We start from the raw sequence: 12,779 nt of genomic DNA on the forward strand, positions 1-12,779 counted from the left end.
CATCTATTTGGCAAGCTGCTCCTAAACGGATTCTCGACGGTTTTGCTTTATTCAAAATTTATCTTGCAATGCATCGATAAATTCCGGCGCATCAATTTCAATTATTAATGCTTGATATGCTTATTAATAAAGTGTAGAAGGGTTTGTCCAAGAGACGTAAGGATGACTCCTTTACTATCGCACTTTTTGCAGGGTATTCCTTCCGCCTCCCCGCTCCCCTTGCATTCAGGGCAGGTTATCTCCAAATCATCCATTGCTATCATACTGTGAATCAACTCCTTTATTTTATCTTACCATTTCTTTGTAAATAGGCAGGGGCGTTTATAGCTTCGCAACCGCCTGGCTCACCAGCGAAGACAGTTGTTCGGCATCGAACGATTGCCCTTGCCGCAGTTTCAGGGTCTTTCTTTCCGGAGGACCGTCGAATCCATCCGGAAGCGAGAGCTCGCTAGTATGAAAGATCGTAAAGCTTACCGCGTCTTTCGACGTTGATAGGACGGCAGCGTATTTTCCGTTTTTCAAAAAATGGGGTTTCTTGTATTGAATGCGCTCAAGCACATCCGGTATGGTCCGCTGAACAACTTCACGAAGTTTAACGGACAATTCTCTCTGCCATGGTTCTTTTAACGCATCGATAAACTCGGCTACTTCTTGACTCATATTAGATTCTTCCCCCTCTGTTGGTTATCGTTTGTAACATGTTGAGTTGGTCCTGCAAATCGGCCTCCATTGCCTGTAATCTAGGATCTCGTAAAGAACCCGAATAATCTTCGAGCCTTCGCAATTCAATTTCGCACTCGCCGCGGCCCGCCGAAACCGGCATCCGGAGCGCCCAATTCAGAGCCTCGACCTCCGTCTCCACTTCGATCAAAGTATATTCCGCTATGAGCTCTTGATCTGCCGGAAAAGGTCCGGGCCGCAACTCAGGTTCTCCGCCATGCGCTGGATACGATATTCTTATCCCGGTTGAACTGGGCTGAAGCGCCTCCGCTGCAAGAAGTGCGCCGGCCTTGGCCAATGACTTCTTGTACGCAATCCTTTCTTCGTTGTGTTCCCGGCTGTGATTTACTCCGGTTTCCGAATACCCCGTCGCCTTAACAATCAACATAAATCGCATGTTTTCCCTCCTTGTAGGTGGAAGATTTAGAGAGCCGGATAAGCTGCCTTAACACTTCCCTTACCCTTACGACGAAGGAGAAACCCATTAATCGACAAGCGGGTTAAATAATTACTCGGATGTTCTAGATTCGCAATCAGCCGCACGGTTTAACAAAAGAGTCCGTTCACGTTCATTCCTCGTCATGGAAGCGGCACGTTCAAATTCCATTCGAGCTTCATCGGTCCGTCCCAGCTTCACCAGAAGATCGCCGCGAACGCTGGGCAGCAGGTGGTATCCCTTCAAGGAAGGCTCAGCATTCAGCTCGTCGACAATCTGCAATCCGAAGGACGGTCCAAAGGCCATGGATATGGCGACCGCCCGGTTTAGTTCGACGATCGGCGAAGGCGATACTCTCGAAAGCGCTTCGTAAAGGGCGGCAATTCGGGTCCAATCCGTTTCGGTTACAGTCGGCGCCTGCGCATGGCAAGCGGAAATCGCCGCTTGCAGCGAGTATGGGCCGAGCGAGCGACCTTGCTTGCGGCTGCGCTCCAATGCCGCCAAGCCGCGGCGAATCAGCAGTTGATCCCACTGCGCCCGGTTTTGATCCATGAGAAGAACGGGTTCCCCCTTCGAGTTAACCCGAGTTTTCAACCGCGAAGATTGAATTTCCATTAAGGCGACCAGTCCGTGGACCTCAGGTTCACGGGGGCAAATCTCGGCGATTATACGTCCCAGCCTAAGCGCTTCCTGACACAAGAGCGGACGGATCCAGTGTTCTCCGGAGGTTGCCGAATATCCTTCGTTAAACATAAGGTATATCACCTCGAGTACCGCAGTCAGTCGATCTTTGAGTTCCTCCGCTGCAGGCATCTCAAAAGGAACCCGCTCTGTATGAAGGGTTTTCTTGGCCCGGACAATTCGCTGAGCAATCGTCGATTCGGCGACGAGGAATGAACGCGCGATTTCATCCGTAGTAAGTCCGCATAACAAACGAAGCGTCAATGCAACTCTGGCATCCTGCGACAACACGGGATGGCAGGTCATAAAGATCAGACGAAGGAGATCGTCGCCAATCTCCCCGTCCAAATTTTGATCCATAGCGTCTACTGTGTATAGATCCGTGCTGTGGGCGATCTCTACGTACTTCTGATCTCGCAATTTGGTCCTTCGCATAAGATCGATCGCGCGCCGTTTTGCCGTGGTCATCAGCCAGGCACCCGGATTATCCGGAATGCCGGTATCCGGCCAACGATCAAGAGCAATGACCATCGCGTCCTGGGCAAGATCCTCCGCGAGACCCACGTCCCGCACCATTCGAGTTAAACCTGCGATAATCTTGGCCGACTCCATCCGCCATATCGCATCTACGGTTCGCTGTGTTCGAATTACATTCACGCTTTATTCTGCTCCCGGGCCTGCTGGCGAATCGCTGCCTCTTTCGCGAGCGAATCCGGATTATCCATTAACTCTTCCATTTCGAACACCTGTCTAAGCTCAATTTCGCCCTGCCCGAATCCATGAGGATCCGGCATACGAAGAGCCCACTCCACGGCTTCTTCCCTGGATTTCACTTCAATCAGCGTATATCCCGCGATCATTTCTTTGGCCTCCGTAAAGGGTCCGTCGACAACTTTCGGTTTTCCACCTGGTTCCGGATACGAAATTCGAATTCCGCTTGAGCTTGGCTGCAGTCCGTCGGCAGCAAGCAAAACACCGGCTTTTACCAATTCCTCGTTATACTTCTGCATGGCCTCAATAAGCTCTTGGCTCGGCATAACCCCCGCCTCAGAATCTGTCGTAGCTTTCACTATCATCATAAATCTCATAGTGTGTACCTCCTATTTTTTATGAAGCTGTATACCGGTCCATAACCGAACAAGTTTACGCTTCTATCATCACGACGATTTAATCTTGTATGGATCGACAGCCTGTATTCATTTTAGTAAAAAAAAGGGGCAATTGCCTGTTAAGTTGACTCTTTATAAGTTGAACCAATGAATGGGGAGTTCATTGTATTCCGAAAGGGATTGCCTTGCCGCTTCAAACATCTTGTTTTGCGTTTCTTTCATTGCATGGGCCTTCGGATAGTTGAAACGCAAAGCCAAAACTCGCTGCAAGGCAATTCCCTTTCTCCATTTCATTTTGTCCCTTGTCTTTAGTTCAACATATATAGCATCACTCTTCAACCGGCTATTTTAAGTTTGATGTCCAGACCCAAGACAAGTCAAGTATAAGTTGCGTTCTTCGCGTGGTGAACCTAAACGTGATTGGTAATCCATCCTCTCTTATTTTCCGCCCGCAAAGAATGCCGTAAGCTCCGATGAGATGATTTTGGTGTCGAGTTTTTTGGTATGGCCAAGTCCTTTTTTGCTTATCAATTGCGCGTTAGGGAGTACGTTAGCAAGTGCCTGTACACCATGACGAAGCGCAACCGGGCTCTCCGTGCCTTCGAGCACCAATGTTGGCATCGTGACTGTGCTCCATGTATCGGCAGGGAGCGGCTTTCCGTCCATAAATCCGGCCAACAATGCCGCATCGTATGGGAGTGTGTGAGCAACAGCCATGAGATTAGACCATACGCCAGGCATTAAACGCATCAAGCCGACAATGAATGAAGGTGCCCCCATCCCCTGCGTCATAAAGTACTTGACGGCCTCTGCCCTTCGATTTGAGACAATGAGTTCGGTAACGTGCGTGACGAAATTCTTCGGCGGCTTGCGGTCCAAAGCTTCAACCACGAACGGAGGTTCATGCAGAGCCAATTTCGTGATGTTTGCCCCCCTAGCTGCCGCCTGAAGGGCAAGTACCGCTCCGGATGACAAACCCCATACGTACGCCGAGCCGCCGGCTTCATCGATCATCGCCTGAAGATCTTCAAACTCGCGCTCTATGGCATAAGGCTGCGTATCTTCGCTATCGCCGCGACCGCGGCGATCGTAGTTGTACACTGTGAAGTGCTGCGACAATTCATTCGCCAACTGCACCTGGCCGGGAAAATTACGATAACTGAATGCCCCTGCTACAAGGATGAGTGCCGGTCCTTGACCCTTTTTATCGTAGGCGATCTTGGTGCCGTCTTTTGATGGAATGGCGTACATGGTATTTCTCCTTTTGTTGTAATGGATTTGGTCTCTATAGAAGCGACGAATAGAAATCGAATGAATCGACATGATGCAAATATTTCTTTTCGCAGCAATCCCCTCACATGTAGAAGTATCCGAAGAGAGAAGGTGCCGGATCATTGATTTTAATCGAAAAAGAAGCTGCCGTACGTTTCCTCGGCAGCCTCGGTAATTTTGGAGTGCGGATTTCCTTACTCCAAGCGCGAGATCAAAGTGTACAAATCTTGTGACCGGTCTTCGGCCGGTTTGAACGAAACGGTTTTCAGCCGAACCTTCGCTCCGCCGATGTTGAAATCGGCACTGATCAAAATAAAGAAATGGCGCGATTCTCCGGCACCGACATGAAATAACGTCTTGGCAATTTCCTGTACCTCGCCCTTGTCGTTGTATATTTCCAAGCGCAGCTCGATGTCGCTCTTGCTGAACGGCGTGTCGGTTGCGGCAAGCGTTCCTTCAAGCCCTACATGCATCGGTCCGCCTGATTCGTAGACAGGAAAAGGGTTCGGCGAGACGCCGACCTGAACGCGATGACCGCTGTCCGTCATGTCAAGCTCCCTCTCGTCCTTGATGCGAATCCAGCCGTCACCCGCCCACGTACGCACATGGATCCAGTCGCCCGCCCGCTCGAAGCTGTCGACCTGCTGCGGAGCGACAGCCCCTATTGACGGCGCGAAGTCGAACGGATACGTATGGATCGACGTCATCCTCGTCAGCTCGAACGATTTGTTCTCCGGTACGATCTCGGCGGGCATATGCAGCTGCGGGTTTACCCAAGCGGTGTCGCCCGACAGCATTTGCACATGATACCAGGTGGTATTGAAATGAGGGAAGGTCACCTTCTCAAAAGCTTGAATGGCCTGAGGCGCGATCATCCCGCCGATCGTCAAATAGGAAAGCGTATGATTGAACATCCCGCCGGGGCCGGAATCAATCGCGTCCGTTACCCCGTCGAACAACAGCGTATAGGTGTTCAGGGTAACCGTTTCGTCGGTCTTTTGCACATTCGGCAAGTATCGGTCCGGAATAATCCACTTCTTTCCGAGCCATGTATCGATGCGGACCGCACGGTACTGCCAATTCATCTGCTCGCCCGGATTGTATACGTAGGCGACGGCGTCCGCTTGAACCTTTTGCGGCGATATGCGGTAACGCGTCTTCGAAGGCTCGGACGGGTAATCGTACAGAATCGTATCCTCGTACAGCTGCACGTCGAACGGCTCCGTCCTCTTGAGAGAGCCTTGATAATCGAAGCTCGGCGCAATCCATTTCGGACCGAGCCATGTATTTACGGAAAACCACTTGCGCCCGCCGGCTTCCTTCGTTTCAAGTACCTCCATCGTTTGCGGACCGATAGCACCCTCTTCAGCTGATTGTTTGTTCGGCGCATTATACAGCGGCAAATCCTCCACAATGGTTACGTACGACGGAAGGGGCTCTGCGCCGGCAAGGCTTGCAGCGGATAAAGGCATCAGGGCACACAAGCCGCCTATGGCCAGCAATGCGGCATGACGGAACCTTTTAAACATCGGCAATCTCCTCTCCACGAATGCATTCACTCCTCCTTTAACGCTCTACGCCTTCCAAAAGTTTCTCCCTAGCCCTTGAATTTCCTCTATTGACCCTAACACTAATGGCAGGGATTAAACTGGAATCGAAAGCAATATTCCAAAAAGGTGGGAGACAAGATTGAGAAAGGTTTTATTCGTAAAGGCAAATAATCGTCCGGCTGAACAAGCAGTGAGCGTTAAATTGTATGAAGCTTTTTTGAAAAGTTATACGGGTTCCCATCCTGAAGATCAGGTGACAGAGCTTGATTTATTTCAAGCGCACTTGCCTTACTTGGATGCCGCTATGATTAACGGTGCATTCAAATTCAGTCAAGGCATGCCTCTCACTCCGGAAGAAAAGCAGGCAACCGATACGGCAACCCGCTACCTGGATCAATTTATGGACTCAGACAAGATCGTCTTCGGTTTTCCGCTTTGGAATCTTGGCGTTCCTGCAGTCTTGCATACGTATATCGATTATTTGAATCGTGCTGGAACTACCTTTACCTATACACCTGAAGGCCCAGTAGGATTGGCATCAGGTAAAAAGGTGGCGTTATTAAATGCTCGCGGAGGTTACTATTCCGAAGGAGAGGCAGCTTTATCAGAAATGGCGGTCAATTTTGTAGTAAGGAATATGCATCTATTCGGTATTCGAGATATAACGAAGGTCATTGCCGAAGGACATAACAAGTCTCCGAATCTTAGAAAAACAATAATCGAAGATGCCATTCAACGGGCTGCCGAAACGGCGAAAACGTTTTAAAAAATGATTGCAAAAGCACCTTCGACGGATGGAGGGTACTCATAAAGTTTGAGCAATACGGACAATGTTTTGAGTAACGGACTGAACGTCATCATCGGTAGTAATTGTAAAAAAATGGTCAGCTTCGCCTTCTGCCGGTGCCGTTACGTCGCCTTTATGAGACTCCGCCTGTTGGCGAATAAGGACTTCCTCAAAAGTAGAAGCACTCCTAAATACCGTTTTGCTGCGCTGACTTTTAGCAATTCGAGCTTGAAGAATATAATCCGGGATATCAAAATTGACTAAAATACGGATAAAGCCTTTGTCATGAAAGTGGTCAAGCAGATCCAAACGACTCTGACGAGCGCGATTTGAGTTGCAAAGTATGAGATGATACGGGGTCTGATGAACCGCATAATCTACGATGGTTTGCGTAATGGCGTACTTGATCGTATTCGGTCCTTGTTTAGGTAACAAGGTTTTGTAATAGGTATTGATGAATTCAGCATGGTTATCTTGATCGATTACAATTGAATTAGATAACTGTTGTTCTAAACCTTTTGCAAATGTTGTTTTCCCGCTATGGGTTTTACCGACTGTAATGATCACTAACCTTTTCATCCGCGCACACTCCATTCGTCATTCCGGTTTTAGCCAATTCGCAGTATGTGCATAAGCAATCGGGTTTGCCAGCAGTCCGTCATGGTTCGCTCCAGGGACGATGTGAACTTGTGCTTTGGTATACGTCCCAAGCAATCCTTCATAGCGATCTGCATAAAAGACCTCGTCCTCCGCTCCGACAAGTACAAGAGTCGGCTTTGTCAGCTTTGACAGATCACGCTTGTACTTCATCGGCGAGCGGGACATCAGCAGTCGAAAGCTGAGCTTGGAAGCCATCCCTTCATGCAACTCCTCGGGACGCTTGTAGAACTCCATGGCGGGGAGCCTGTGCAAGCCTCTGATTCCTATCGAATCCAGCATGCTGAGGAGGATCACCGCCCCCATACGCAGCTTGCGATGCCCATCCGCCGGGCGCTCAGTCGGGTTCCCCGGACCTAAGTGCGGTGCTAGCAGCAAGTACGAGTCGACGCAGTCGGCATATCGGCTCCCGGCAAAGCGTATGGCCGTTCCGCCACCTGCCGAGTGACCGGCCATTACGACTTGTCTAACGTGAATGAACTCGGTTTTAATATGCCGGATCAGATCCGCAAGATCATCCTCCAGCTGGCCGATATAGTCAATGTCGCCGAGTTTGGCGGCTTTTGGTCCATAGCCTCGAAGGTCAGGAGTGAAAACGTGGGCGAGCCCAGCTGATGAAACCTTTTCCGAGTAGGAGAATAGGTATTTGCTGTCTTCGGATATTCCATGAATAAGAATAATCGCCGTCGAAGTTTTAGCAGCGCTCGGATAGTATCGATAGTAAAGTTTATCCCCGTTGCGGGTCATGTATGGATGCAGCTCGGGTACGGGATACTGAGAAGGATTGACGTAAACCAGATGGATCTCCTCCTAAATTCTTATGATGCACGGACTAGAGGGGCTAAAGGTAACCTACTTCCTACTAATTCGACATGGTGTACGCCTCGTTTACTTATCGGTGTTGAACGGGTACAGCTTGCCTTTATGCTATCTGGAATAATTTCTTAATGGATACGAATATCGCCAACGGAGTACAGTGCGGCTTGACCGCTTATTTTTACCCGTTCACCCGAGAGTTTGCAAAATAATGTACCGCCGCGTTTAGAAACTTGTCTTGCTGTCATTTCGCGTTTATTCAGACGCCCTGCCCAGTAAGGGATGAAATTGCAATGCGCCGAACCGCATACGGGATCCTCATTTACATTTATTTTTGGAAAGAAGCTACGGGAAACGAAATCATACTGTTCGCTTTTAGCAGTAACCAATACGCCTAATCCGTCCGGCAAAGAAGACAGCTTGGTAAAATCAGGGTCAAGATGGATAACATCCGATTCCGATTCGAGTACAAACATTAAATCGCGACCCAGATAAGTTTCTTTGGGCTTCACACCAAGAGCATCGACCATTTGATCGGTTAGCGGATGTACTTCCGGCATTCTGCTGGGGAAATCCATTTCGTACAAATCCCCCTTTTTGACAACGATCAATTCTCCGCTGAGGGTTTGAAACCGGATGCTTTTCATAGCTTTCTCATAAAAAGTGGATATCACGTAAGCTGTTGCTAAAGTTGCATGTCCGCATAAGTCTATTTCGTTGCCTGGCGTAAACCATCTTAGTCGGTAAGAATCGCCTTCTTTAACGGCAAAGGCCGTTTCGGAGAGATTATTCTCTATGGCAATCTTTTGCATGATATCATCCGAAAGCCATTCATTCATGATGCAGACACCCGCAGGGTTACCTTCAAAAACCTTACTCGCAAACGCATCAACCACATAATATTTCATGGGTAACCGCCTTCCTTAATGATCGTTCCGGTTTCATTTTAGCAACGATGATTGTATGACTCAATCGGATTATTGTGTGCCATACAATAAACCGTATTTAATATAAGGAAGGCAACTCATCATCTTCTGTTTGTAACAATGTACGGATAATGGTAAGAGCTTCATGTAATTTCGAGGAATTACCCGGTGCCGTAATAGCTATTCTTACGGCGCTTTGTGGCGCCGCCGTTCCCACTGCGAAACGTTCCGATCCATACACTTGTACGCCCGCTTGGTATGCACGCCATTCAAAATCTTTCCCTGTCATCCTATCCGGGAGAATTAACCACCTAAACATGCACTCCGGTGCGCCTTTACTATCGTATTCACCAAGATACATGCTTACGATTGCATGCTGCTCTCTTGAATAAAGACGACGTTTTTCTAAAATAGTGTCCGCAACTCCGTCCGTGATGATTCTTGCAGCGAGCTCCGCCATCATAGGTGGCACCGATATATTGATATTATATATTGCAGCCGTTACTTTCTTCTTAAATGCCTCAGGCGTAACTACATAGGCAAGCCTTAAACCCGGCGATATCACTTTGGAAACACTGGAAATATAAATGACCTTATCAGGGGCAAAGGAAACGATAGGAGCCAAAGGCACTTCATGAAGCAGGCTATGGATTGCATCTTCGATAACAAGCAAGCCTTCTTTTTCGGCCACATCCGCAATCATTTTCCTTGTACCGACAGACATGGTATGCGTAGTTGGATTATGAAAGTCGGGAATGAGATACAGCCCTTTTATCTTTTCGTTTTTGCATGCATACAACAGCCCGTCCTGCGATATTTCATTATTCTCTTGCTGGATTGCCACTAACTGAATACCCAGCATTGCGGCTGCCGTCTTAATTCCGGGATATGTGACAGGGTCTGTCCCCATTTTATCACCGGGCTTAAACAATCCGGCAAGGATAGCCGTTATAGCGTTTTGTCCGCCGCTCGAATTATCCCATTCCTTTTAATAGGCTAACCGCTTTTTCAAGTATGCTCTTATCTCGCAATATCATGAATGCAGTTGAATAATGATTGCAATTTATCAATGAATCATTCATCAATTCTAATGCTTGATCAAGTGACATCCATTTCACCACCAACCCTAGCTGCAGCTCGTTTTCACTAAGCTTTGCATCGTTGGCTTTATGGTTTGATTTTGCTATGAAACAATAGGAGAGCTGCATAAAATCATTCTTTTTCTTATGTTCTTCAACATATCCCAGCACATGAGTAATTTCCGCTTCATAGCCGGTTTCCTCCATAATTTCACGTAAAAATGCTTCCTCCATGGTTTCGTTCTCTTCCACCCCTCCGCCAGGTAACTTATAGAGGTTGGATTTTGACATATACATCATGGCAACGTTCAACCTGCTATCGACTAAAACGCCTCTTGATCCGCAGCGAGAAACCGTGTCCAACAATTCCGGGTCACCGCCCAGAACATCATGATCCGTTATTCTTTTAAGCAATTGCATTGGATTGCACCCCGTCTTAAAAATAGATGAAACCTTCGTTACCGGTTAGCGACAGCACTCCGCCATAAGTTTGTTCATAGTGGAGCTAAATCATATGGCAGCTTCGCTCTTTTTGCGCGCTCAATTGTTCATAGAATTGACTTTCGCATAGTCATACGTACATTATATCTTACCATTCGATAACGCTACTTTTTTCTTGATCGAGTACCGATCTTGGATTTGTTAAGAATCATTCCGGAACGATTTGGGCATGTTAAGTATGGAGTTGCGCTTGCACGTAACTCGCTCAAATCACTAATAAATGGAGGGAAAAGGAATGGCTAAAAACAACGACCGCAATCGGAACGCGGATTCTGATCGTTTCTCGAATAACAATGCGGGCATTGATGCTGGAGAAGCTGTTGGAACCGCGGGTGGAGGTGCCGTAGGGGCTGTAGTAGGGTCCGCCTTGGGGCCTGTCGGTACGGTTGTAGGCGGCATCGTAGGCGCAGCGATAGGAAACAAGGTGGGCGAGGGTGCTGAAGATAACGACGGCGCCACGGACCGCACAGAATAACATCTGGTACAACTGGGTGCGGGTAACCCCCGCTCCCTTACTTTACAAAAGTCTACGCTGCCATCTTGGAGCAGTCGGATACTTATCGATGGCGAGCAGCCTCCGTTTATCCCCAGACAACTATTTTAACTTACCAGACTCATCGGCATATTCCCGCAGAATCCAAGCGCATGGACCTCAAATGAAAAGTGTCCGATCACACATGTTGGGCCAAGTGCTCTCTCCTCACTTGTGACAATTATAAATACAAGTCGATTCTAACAAACAAATCCGATCCATTATTATTATAGTTTCGCTTAAACAAATCTGCACGTTCACGGGAAAGACTGCCGATCGAAGAACACCGGCAGCCCTTATGACTAGATTGATTTCTACGTTGTTCTTCGTTGTCGTATCGTTCCGGTCCGGTCCCCTGTTTCGGTGAAAGCCAGGGTTACGATTACTCGCACTGTGTGTGTCCTGTTCCGTACGGTTCCTATACCCGCTACACTTGCTTCTGGACCGGCAACTCACACGCCTCGTTGCTCTCCGGGAATTCCGGCAGCGTATCATGAAGCAGCGCCCAATTCGATTGCAGTTCCTCATCGGTTAGCAAGCAATCGTCCAGCTCTGCTTCGATCCGCCCGCGGTCCATGTCGATGCCGATCATGACAAGCTCGATCATCCTGTCGCCCCATTCGGCGTTCCAACTGGAGCGAAGCAGCGGATCTTCCGTAAATGCGGCTTCCTGCTCCACCTCCGGCAGAGCGGCGACCCAGTAACCCGCCGGACCGAACTGAATGGAAGGACCCGCCTGCCCAAGCGAGCAGGCGATATCGTTGCGCGAAGCGACCCAAAGCAGCCCCTTGGCCCGTACGACCTCCTCCGGCCAGTTGTTAAAGAACGCCATCAACCGCGACGGATGCATGGGACGTCTCTTCCGGTACACGAATGAGCTAATGCCGTATTCCTCCGTCTCCGGCGTGTGCGCCTCCGTCTGCAGCTCCTTCATCCAGCCGGCCGAACGGCTTGCCTTTTCGTAATCGAACAACCCGGTATTCAATATCTGCTGCGGCTCGACACGCCCGTACGAAGTACGGATGATCTTCGCTGACGGCTGAAGCTTTCGGAGCACCGACTCCAATTCATCGAGCTGCTCTTCGGCTACAAGTTCGCTTTTATTCAGCAGCAGCACGTCGCAAAATTCAATCTGATCGATCAGCAGATCGGCAATTTCTCGAGTATCGTCGTCGCCAAGCGCTTGTTTGCGATCAAGCAGCGATTCCCCCGAAGCGAAGTCATGCCAGAACCGGAAAGCATCTACGACAGTCACCATACAGTCGAGCCGCGCCAGCCGGGAAAGATCAATCCCGTTCTCTTCATCGGCGTAGCTGAATGTCTGCGCCACCGGCACCGGCTCGCTTATCCCCGTCGACTCGATAAGTATGTAATCGAATCGCCCCTCCTCTGCCAACCGTTCTACCTCGCGCAGCAAATCCTCGCGAAGCGTGCAGCAGATGCAGCCGTTAGACATCTCGACTAGCTTTTCGTCCGTACGCGAAAGGTTCGTTCCCGCTTCGACCAGCCTAGCGTCGATATTGATTTCACTCATGTCGTTTACAATGACGGCAACCTTCATGCCGCTGCGGTTGTTCAGCACATGGTTCAAAACCGTTGTCTTGCCCGAACCCAAATACCCGCTCAGTACGGTTACCGGTATTTTTGAATCGTTCAGCATATTGTTCCGCTCCTTTAGGTTGATTCGTTCTTTATCGTAATTTTTACGATTTA

General features: G+C 49.0%; 14 protein-coding genes and 1 pseudogene. 2 read left to right on the forward strand and 13 right to left on the reverse strand.

The features are described from left to right. Positions 1 to 104: 104 nt before the first annotated feature. The 7 genes from ACKGJP_RS19995 to ACKGJP_RS20025 form a co-directional block, all read right to left on the reverse strand. The gene (locus tag ACKGJP_RS19995; RefSeq protein ID WP_409340577.1) at positions 105 to 263 is read right to left on the reverse strand and encodes a tryptophan RNA-binding attenuation protein; all 159 of its coding nucleotides are present in this window, start codon (positions 261 to 263) and stop codon (positions 105 to 107) included. Positions 264 to 321: 58 nt separating this feature from the next. After that, the gene (locus tag ACKGJP_RS20000; protein WP_409340578.1) at positions 322 to 660 is read right to left on the reverse strand and encodes a DUF1801 domain-containing protein; all 339 of its coding nucleotides are present in this window, start codon (positions 658 to 660) and stop codon (positions 322 to 324) included. Between the two features lies 1 nt (position 661). Beyond that, positions 662 to 1,117, reverse strand: a complete 456-nt coding sequence (locus ACKGJP_RS20005; RefSeq protein WP_409340579.1) for a YciI family protein — start codon at positions 1,115 to 1,117, stop codon at positions 662 to 664. 111 nt (positions 1,118 to 1,228) lie between these two features. Then, complete coding sequence (locus ACKGJP_RS20010) at positions 1,229 to 2,449, reverse strand: RNA polymerase sigma factor (protein WP_409347203.1); 1,221 nt, start codon at positions 2,447 to 2,449, stop codon at positions 1,229 to 1,231. Between the two features lie 41 nt (positions 2,450 to 2,490). Continuing rightward, a complete protein-coding gene (locus ACKGJP_RS20015) occupies positions 2,491 to 2,925 on the reverse strand; it encodes a YciI family protein (protein ID WP_409340580.1) in 435 nt (144 codons plus the stop codon). A gap of 459 nt (positions 2,926 to 3,384) precedes the next feature. Beyond that, positions 3,385 to 4,197 carry an alpha/beta fold hydrolase gene (locus ACKGJP_RS20020; protein ID WP_409340581.1) on the reverse strand — a complete coding sequence of 271 codons (813 nt, stop codon included), beginning with the start codon at positions 4,195 to 4,197 and terminating at the stop codon, positions 3,385 to 3,387. Between the two features lie 215 nt (positions 4,198 to 4,412). Further along, entirely contained in the window at positions 4,413 to 5,747 is a 1,335-nt protein-coding gene (locus tag ACKGJP_RS20025) for a hypothetical protein (RefSeq protein WP_409340582.1), read from the reverse strand. A 160-nt stretch (positions 5,748 to 5,907) separates the two neighbouring features. Between ACKGJP_RS20025 and ACKGJP_RS20030 the strand changes: the two genes are divergently transcribed. Next, complete coding sequence (locus ACKGJP_RS20030) at positions 5,908 to 6,534, forward strand: FMN-dependent NADH-azoreductase (RefSeq protein WP_409340583.1); 627 nt, start codon at positions 5,908 to 5,910, stop codon at positions 6,532 to 6,534. A gap of 39 nt (positions 6,535 to 6,573) precedes the next feature. Here the strand turns inward: ACKGJP_RS20030 and ACKGJP_RS20035 are convergent, their stop codons facing one another. The 5 genes and pseudogenes from ACKGJP_RS20035 to ACKGJP_RS20055 all read right to left on the reverse strand — a co-directional run bounded on the left by ACKGJP_RS20035 (position 6,574) and on the right by ACKGJP_RS20055 (position 10,453). Continuing rightward, positions 6,574 to 7,134, reverse strand: coding sequence for an AAA family ATPase (locus ACKGJP_RS20035; RefSeq protein ID WP_409340584.1), 561 nt, complete (start codon positions 7,132 to 7,134; stop codon positions 6,574 to 6,576). Between the two features lie 18 nt (positions 7,135 to 7,152). Continuing rightward, a complete protein-coding gene (locus tag ACKGJP_RS20040; protein ID WP_409340585.1) occupies positions 7,153 to 7,959 on the reverse strand; it encodes an alpha/beta hydrolase in 807 nt (268 codons plus the stop codon). Between the two features lie 197 nt (positions 7,960 to 8,156). Further along, entirely contained in the window at positions 8,157 to 8,936 is a 780-nt protein-coding gene (locus ACKGJP_RS20045; RefSeq protein ID WP_409340586.1) for a PhzF family phenazine biosynthesis protein, read from the reverse strand. A gap of 97 nt (positions 8,937 to 9,033) precedes the next feature. Next, a pseudogene (locus ACKGJP_RS20050) lies at positions 9,034 to 9,915 on the reverse strand (PLP-dependent aminotransferase family protein); the annotation flags it as partial. Positions 9,916 to 9,928: 13 nt separating this feature from the next. Continuing rightward, positions 9,929 to 10,453 carry an NUDIX hydrolase gene (locus ACKGJP_RS20055; protein ID WP_409340587.1) on the reverse strand — a complete coding sequence of 175 codons (525 nt, stop codon included), beginning with the start codon at positions 10,451 to 10,453 and terminating at the stop codon, positions 9,929 to 9,931. 316 nt (positions 10,454 to 10,769) lie between these two features. Here ACKGJP_RS20055 and ACKGJP_RS20060 point away from each other — a divergent pair, with 316 nt between their 5' ends. Next, positions 10,770 to 11,009 (forward strand): glycine zipper domain-containing protein, encoded by a 240-nt coding sequence (locus ACKGJP_RS20060; RefSeq protein ID WP_409340588.1) that lies wholly within the window; start codon positions 10,770 to 10,772, stop codon positions 11,007 to 11,009. Between the two features lie 484 nt (positions 11,010 to 11,493). Here ACKGJP_RS20060 and ACKGJP_RS20065 read toward each other — a convergent pair whose 3' ends face one another. Beyond that, complete coding sequence (locus ACKGJP_RS20065) at positions 11,494 to 12,726, reverse strand: GTP-binding protein (protein WP_409340589.1); 1,233 nt, start codon at positions 12,724 to 12,726, stop codon at positions 11,494 to 11,496. Between the last annotated feature and the right edge of the window lie 53 nt (positions 12,727 to 12,779).

This window comes from Paenibacillus litoralis (assembly GCF_046244365.1).
Lineage (GTDB): Bacteria > Bacillota > Bacilli > Paenibacillales > NBRC-103111 > Paenibacillus_V.

Bases quoted from the DNA above. Each gene is read 5' to 3' on its own strand.
- ACKGJP_RS19995 (WP_409340577.1), bottom strand. From the start codon at position 263: ATGATAGCAATGGATGATTTGGAGATAACCTGCCCTGAATGCAAGGGG.
- ACKGJP_RS20000 (WP_409340578.1), bottom strand. From the start codon at position 660: ATGAGTCAAGAAGTAGCCGAGTTTATCGATGCGTTAAAAGAACCATGG.
- ACKGJP_RS20005 (WP_409340579.1), bottom strand. From the start codon at position 1,117: ATGCGATTTATGTTGATTGTTAAGGCGACGGGGTATTCGGAAACCGGA.
- ACKGJP_RS20010 (WP_409347203.1), bottom strand. From the start codon at position 2,449: ATGGAGTCGGCCAAGATTATCGCAGGTTTAACTCGAATGGTGCGGGAC.
- ACKGJP_RS20015 (WP_409340580.1), bottom strand. From the start codon at position 2,925: ATGAGATTTATGATGATAGTGAAAGCTACGACAGATTCTGAGGCGGGG.
- ACKGJP_RS20020 (WP_409340581.1), bottom strand. From the start codon at position 4,197: ATGTACGCCATTCCATCAAAAGACGGCACCAAGATCGCCTACGATAAA.
- ACKGJP_RS20025 (WP_409340582.1), bottom strand. From the start codon at position 5,747: ATGTTTAAAAGGTTCCGTCATGCCGCATTGCTGGCCATAGGCGGCTTG.
- ACKGJP_RS20035 (WP_409340584.1), bottom strand. From the start codon at position 7,134: ATGAAAAGGTTAGTGATCATTACAGTCGGTAAAACCCATAGCGGGAAA.
- ACKGJP_RS20040 (WP_409340585.1), bottom strand. From the start codon at position 7,959: ATGACCCGCAACGGGGATAAACTTTACTATCGATACTATCCGAGCGCT.
- ACKGJP_RS20045 (WP_409340586.1), bottom strand. From the start codon at position 8,936: ATGAAATATTATGTGGTTGATGCGTTTGCGAGTAAGGTTTTTGAAGGT.
- ACKGJP_RS20055 (WP_409340587.1), bottom strand. From the start codon at position 10,453: ATGCAATTGCTTAAAAGAATAACGGATCATGATGTTCTGGGCGGTGAC.
- ACKGJP_RS20060 (WP_409340588.1), top strand. From the start codon at position 10,770: ATGGCTAAAAACAACGACCGCAATCGGAACGCGGATTCTGATCGTTTC.
- ACKGJP_RS20065 (WP_409340589.1), bottom strand. From the start codon at position 12,726: ATGCTGAACGATTCAAAAATACCGGTAACCGTACTGAGCGGGTATTTG.